At 59.5% G+C, this 5539-nt stretch carries 3 protein-coding genes; 2 read left to right on the top strand and 1 reads right to left on the bottom strand.

Going from position 1 to position 5539, the window contains the following annotated elements:
* Nucleotides 1-188 (top strand): hypothetical protein (locus JKG68_RS30680; RefSeq protein WP_202066065.1); only part of this gene is annotated, 188 nt, incomplete at its 5' end.
* A gap of 667 nt (nt 189-855) precedes the next feature.
* Nucleotides 856-2505 carry a M10 family metallopeptidase gene (locus tag JKG68_RS30675; protein ID WP_202066064.1) on the top strand — a complete coding sequence of 550 codons (1650 nt, stop codon included), beginning with the start codon at nt 856-858 and terminating at the stop codon, nt 2503-2505.
* Between the two features lie 383 nt (nt 2506-2888).
* On the opposite strand, the gene JKG68_RS30670 is transcribed toward JKG68_RS30675, so the two are convergent.
* The gene (locus JKG68_RS30670; RefSeq protein WP_202066063.1) at nt 2889-4565 is read right to left on the bottom strand and encodes a calcium-binding protein; all 1677 of its coding nucleotides are present in this window, start codon (nt 4563-4565) and stop codon (nt 2889-2891) included.
* Nucleotides 4566-5539: the final 974 nt, after the last annotated feature.

The raw sequence follows: 5539 nt of genomic DNA, 5'->3' as shown, positions 1-5539 counted from the left end.
GGACCGGTCGGGACACGATCACGGACTTTGCGGACGGGCAAGACCGGATTGAGCTGCGTGGCGTGACCCTCGGGAGCTTGAGCATCGCGCAGGTGGGAAGCGACACGGTAATCCAGAGCGGCTCCGACATCCTCGTGCTGGAGGGGGTCGCCCGCTCGGTCATCTCCGACAGCGACTTCTTCTCCTAAGCAAGCTGGCTTGAGCAACTGATATGATCTGCCGGGGTCGGTGTCAGTACCACCCTGGCAGATCACTTTTTCTAGCTCCGAGCCTGCCAGGACAGGTGCCCCAACCCCCGGCGGTTCAGTCTCGGCCTTAATCCAAAACAAATCGACAGAGTGATGGCGCCGGAGTCCGTCCACCGGGCCCTTGAGTCGCAAACTCGGATGGGACGTCCACGCCCTGATAGGGGAGAGCCCATGACCCACTTCAGACCACCCCAGCATTGTCGTGACAGCTCCCAGCAGCGCCTGACCGTTCAAAGGTCTACAGGCTCACATCCAACAGGTATCTGCAGCATATGCATAGTTGCGTTGGGAGGTTGGGCCATCATCTGCCCATAACCAGCGGGACCAAACAGCCCGACGGACGGGAAACGCCACCGATACGAAAACTGGTGAAGCCTTATCCAATCGGGCAGCCGTTTGGCCTATGCCGAGCCTGTATCCAGGCTTCCTAACTTCGTTGGTTGGTCTGCGGCGCGGGGCTCTGGTGCTGGCACCTTTCCGCACGCAGAATCTGGCCAGCCAAGAAACTAATCCTTCTCGGAAACTGCCTTATGATCTTTGATCCCGATGAACATTCCGGTTGTGCCGATTAAGCCTGACCACTAGATATTCTATTCTAGGTATCAGCGTGCAGACGCTGGGCTTCATCGGGGGATTTATGGCAAACATACGCACGACTGTGCCAGGATCAGGGTATGGCAGCGTTTATATTGACAGCCTGATCTGGGGTAAAAGAGCTTGGGATCCGGCGAGCGGTCCCATCACCTACTACTTCGGGGAGACAGCGGCGGATCTGGCGACAGCAAACCTAGCCAACGAGCACGAATTGCTTCAACTTGATGTGGCAACACTCAACAGCTGGAATGCTACAGAAAGCAATGCCTTCCAATACGCGCTCGATCTATTCTCCAGTGTATGTCAAGTGACCTTCGCTCCGGTCGCATCCGCCGGGACCGCTGATATCGTTTGGTGGAAGACCGGGCTCGGGGATGATGTGCTCGGCATGCACGAAACCCCGTCAGAGGGTCAGATCTGGGGCTATTTCAACCCCAACATCCCAACCTATTGGGGCAATCTTCAGCCAGGCGGAGGAGGGCTGACGACCATTATCCATGAGCTGGGTCATGCTCTAGGCCTGGCTCACCCCCATGATGGCGGGGGCGAACCGGACGCCACCATCTTTCCTGGCATTCTCTGGTGGGAGACCGCGGACCGCAAGCTCAGCCAAGGGATCTGGAGCGTGATGTCCTACAGTGATGGTTACGATCGGGCGGCGCAATCGCCGTTGTTCGGAGGGCAGGCAGGCCTGGGCGCATTCGACATCGCGGCCCTTCAGGCTCTCTACGGGGCGAATGTGAGCACGCGGACGGGCGATGACGTCTATGAGCTACCTGTGGTGAATACGGTTGGCACAGGGTGGTCGTGCATCTGGGATGTCAGCGGCATCGATACCATCAGCGGCGTGCAGTCCTCACAGAGCGTTGTCATTGACCTGCGTGCAGCGACCCTGGCAACAGGCGCAGCCGGGGCGGGAGGATTTGTCTCGCAAGCAGGTGTCATCGGGGGCGGTTTTACCATTGCTAATGGCGTGTTGATCGAGAACGCCACTGGCGGCCGGGGTAATGACCGCTTGATCGGCAACAGCGGCGGCAATGCCCTCGATGGCGGGCGGGGAGCGGACCGGATGGAGGGTGGTCGAGGGAATGACACATACTATGTCAATACGGCCAAGGATATTGTCGCCGATACGTCGGGCTATGACACAGTCTACACGATTGTCAGCTATGCGTTGAAAAGTGCAGCGCGTATTGAGGTGCTCGGCGCCGCGAACAGCACCGCCAAACAGCCGATCAAGCTTACGGGCAGCGCAACCGCCAACACCCTTACCGGGAATGCCGGATCGAATGTTCTAAGCGGGAAGGAGGGTCACGATACCCTGATCGGTGGCGGAGGGCGGGATGCCTTCGTGTTCGACACGCCGCTCAGCAGGCGCAGCAATGTGGATCGGGTGGTGGATTTCTCGGTCCGAGATGACACACTCCGTCTTGATCACCGCGTGTTCAAGGAATTCGAAAAGCCCGGCTTTTTGTCGCCCGCGGCCTTGCACATCACCACCTCCACACGCTGGGCCCACGATCCGGATGATCGGATTATCTACAACCGAAAGACAGGTTACATCGCGTACGACCCGGATGGCACTGGAGAGACAGCGGCAGTCACTTTCGCCCGGCTTGAGAACGGGCTGAAACTAAAAGCTAGCGACTTTTACATTGTGTGAGAGGGGTTGCTCTGAGGGCCGTTCACAGCGGCTTGGCTCGCACGATCCTTGGTCTGGGCTCTCCGTGCTCACCGGGAGTGGTTTGACGCCGCCATCCCCTGCAGGGGCATCCCCTGATTTAGGGTATTCTCTCCAAGGCGCAACACGCACTGGGCGACTGCTATCCGGCTCCAGCGCCACCCGTCATTGAACCTGCTCGGTGCCGGATCAAACGATTGTCAGCTCGCATTCCCATGCGAGCCAGAGAGGTTTCGGGCCCTGGGGCAATACCTCGTGATGGGACCTCGTATGCTGTTGCGGGGCTTCGTTGGACAGACGCAGCAAGCATAGACCAGCGAAGCCCCTCAGGCACCTTCTGCGCGAGGGGCCAAGGCGACGGCCGGTTAAATCACGTAGAAGCTGGCGTAATCCAGGGCTTCCTTGTTCATGAGAACAGCAATCTTGATCTGAGGCGCGGCACCGGTGCCGTCCGAGTCATAGTACAACGAGCCAGTGGCTTTGTCGTATATGATGCGGTTGAATGCATCTTCAGCTGATTTCCCCAGGTGGAACGCATCATCCCTGAGGGGCCGGCTCACCCAGCCGATGTTCCTTAACACCGCGTTCTCCAGGTGAAAGATGTCCTCTCCAGGCTTGAAGTCCACAATCTTGTCGACGTTCGTCCGCCGCGCTGGCGCCGTGTTGAAGACGAAGACGTCCTGACCGGCGCCGCCGGTCAGTGTGTCGTGTCCGGCCCCGCCGAGCAACTTGTCGCTGCCGTCGCGGCCCTGCAGACGATCGTTGCCGGCCTCTCCGTGCAAGGTTTCGTCCAGGGCGCTGCCCGCAAGGATATCGTTAAACCGGGTGCCGCGCACGTCCTCAAAGGTTGAGACTGAGTCGTGCCCGCCAAAGCCGTCCCGCGCCGTGCCGAGGGTGAGATCAACGCGAACGCCGCGCGTGCTGGTGTCCTGGCTGTAATCGAGTCGGTCAAAGCCTGAGCCCCCAACCAACGAGTCGTTGCCTTGGCTGCCGATGAGCGTGTCGTTTCCATCGGCTCCATCCAAGAGATCGTTCCCGCCGGCACCAACGAGCCCATTTCCGAGATGATCGCCGGTGATCTGGTCGCTGTGGCGCGAGCCCACCACATTCTCGAAGTCGACCAGGAGGTCGCCAACCGCATCGCCGGCAAAGCCCTCCTGCATCCCGAGATTGACAATCACCGCTGTGGATGACTGGGCGTAGCTGAGTTGATCCCGGCCCGCGCCACCCGAAAGCTGATCAGCGCCGCGGCCGCCCATGACCGTGTCATTGCCATTTCCGCCGAGGATGGTGTCATCGCCCCCGCGGCCGGAGAGGATGTTGGCACCGGCGTTGCCCAGAATGGCGTTTGCGGTGTTGCTGCCCGTCAGGTCGATCGCCTTCGTTCCGGTGTCAGAGCCGGTTTGAAGCACCTCAATCTCTGCAGTTGCGGTAAGCACATAATCGACACTGGCGATGACCGTGTCATGGCCGCCGCCCGTTGCTTCGAACACGACATGCCGTGCATCGGCGACTGAAAAGATGTCACCTCCAGCCCCGCCGTACAGGCGATCCGCATCCTTGGCGCCGCCAACCAGGGTGTCGTTGCCGTCATCACCGAAGAGCAGATCGCTGCCGCCCCGGCCGTGGAGGACATCGTTGCCCGCTCGACCCCGAATGACGTCACTCCGGGAGGAACCCGTGATGCTGTCATCACCCGCCAGAAACAGGCCAAATTGGATGCGGGAGATCCGCGAGACCTCAATCTCGGCCCCGGTAACCTCCAGCTGCACGTCCTGCTGGCTCGTGCCGTAAGTGGGTGCCGCCGTCAGGCTAAGGGCGTTGATCACCCCGCTCACCCGAACGTCGGCGGTGGTGAGGAGCTCGCCCTCCAGGCTGACGGAGTAGGTCGTGAAGTCGTCGCCGGATCGGACAAGCGGCGCTGTGAAGACTCCCGGGGCGGAGGCGGCCGACAACCGGCTCCAGCCACTGTCGAGCTCCGGAATGTCACCATTGGCATCCATGCGCAGCCGAAAGCCAGGACTTGCCGTAATTCTTGCCACTTGAAGCGCCCGTCTCTGTTGGGATCTTGATCGGAGAGTTGATGTTAGGGTGCAACTGGTTGTGAGCAGCCTAACGGATGTGTGTTAATCATCATCTCACGGTCCCTGCAACCCAGGGGTCACCTGTACTTCAGTCGGACAAGATCCTAACCAACTTGTTTCTCGCGCTGCTGTTGCCCCGGTGTGCCCTTGCGCTTCGGTTGAACATCGACCCGCTGACCATCAGCCATCGGTGTCTCAGGTTCGCTTGTGGGTGTATAGTGGAACGGTGTAGCACGCACTCGGGGCGGTTGTGCTCGTCGGTGATGTCCCAGCTGGTGAACGGCTGATTCCTAACTGAGGCGCTGCGCCAGCTCACACCCACATCTCCCGCAGCAGCTTGCTGACGGGCTATGCGATGGTATGGCACCTCGTTATAGAGGTGGGAACTAGCTCTGCTTACACCACGATGTCAATTTCCGCACTGCGAGCACACTAAGCAGCGATAGGGCGGAACTCAGGACCACCAAACCTGTCACAACCCCTCCCGCAATTAACAGAAGGAGCAGGTTGAACTTCCCGTAAAACACAAGGGCCCCAGCCGCGAAAATCCAGCTGGTGATGATTACTACAAGCAGGTTCTCCGCATCTTGCGCCGCCACAACGGATCTGCGCTCAGGACTTCTGCCGTTCCCCGCGGGGTGTGTTGAGGTGCCACCATCCATCAAGTGCTCTGCCCTTAGGACCATCTGATCATATGGTCTAAGGCACGCATCTGAATGGTCTCAAAGGGATATTGCTGGACGCATAAGGGGCTACGAACGTTTGGTTGAGACCGGCGAGATGCTGCTCTATCTCACCATGAGCCGAATCCTGTTGCGTCGCCCCTCCCGAAGGGAAAGATAATTACACACCAGCCTAAGGCGTGTGGACATTCAGGTGACCTGAGGGATTCCCGCTTCAGTCGAAATTTGATCCAAGGCTGCAAACTGGAG

This window comes from Microvirga aerilata, from assembly GCF_016743775.1.
In the GTDB taxonomy this organism is placed as follows: Bacteria; Pseudomonadota; Alphaproteobacteria; order Rhizobiales; family Beijerinckiaceae; genus Microvirga; species Microvirga aerilata.
Note: the sequence above shows the minus strand (reverse complement) of the source record. Positions and strands in the feature narration are given on the sequence as shown.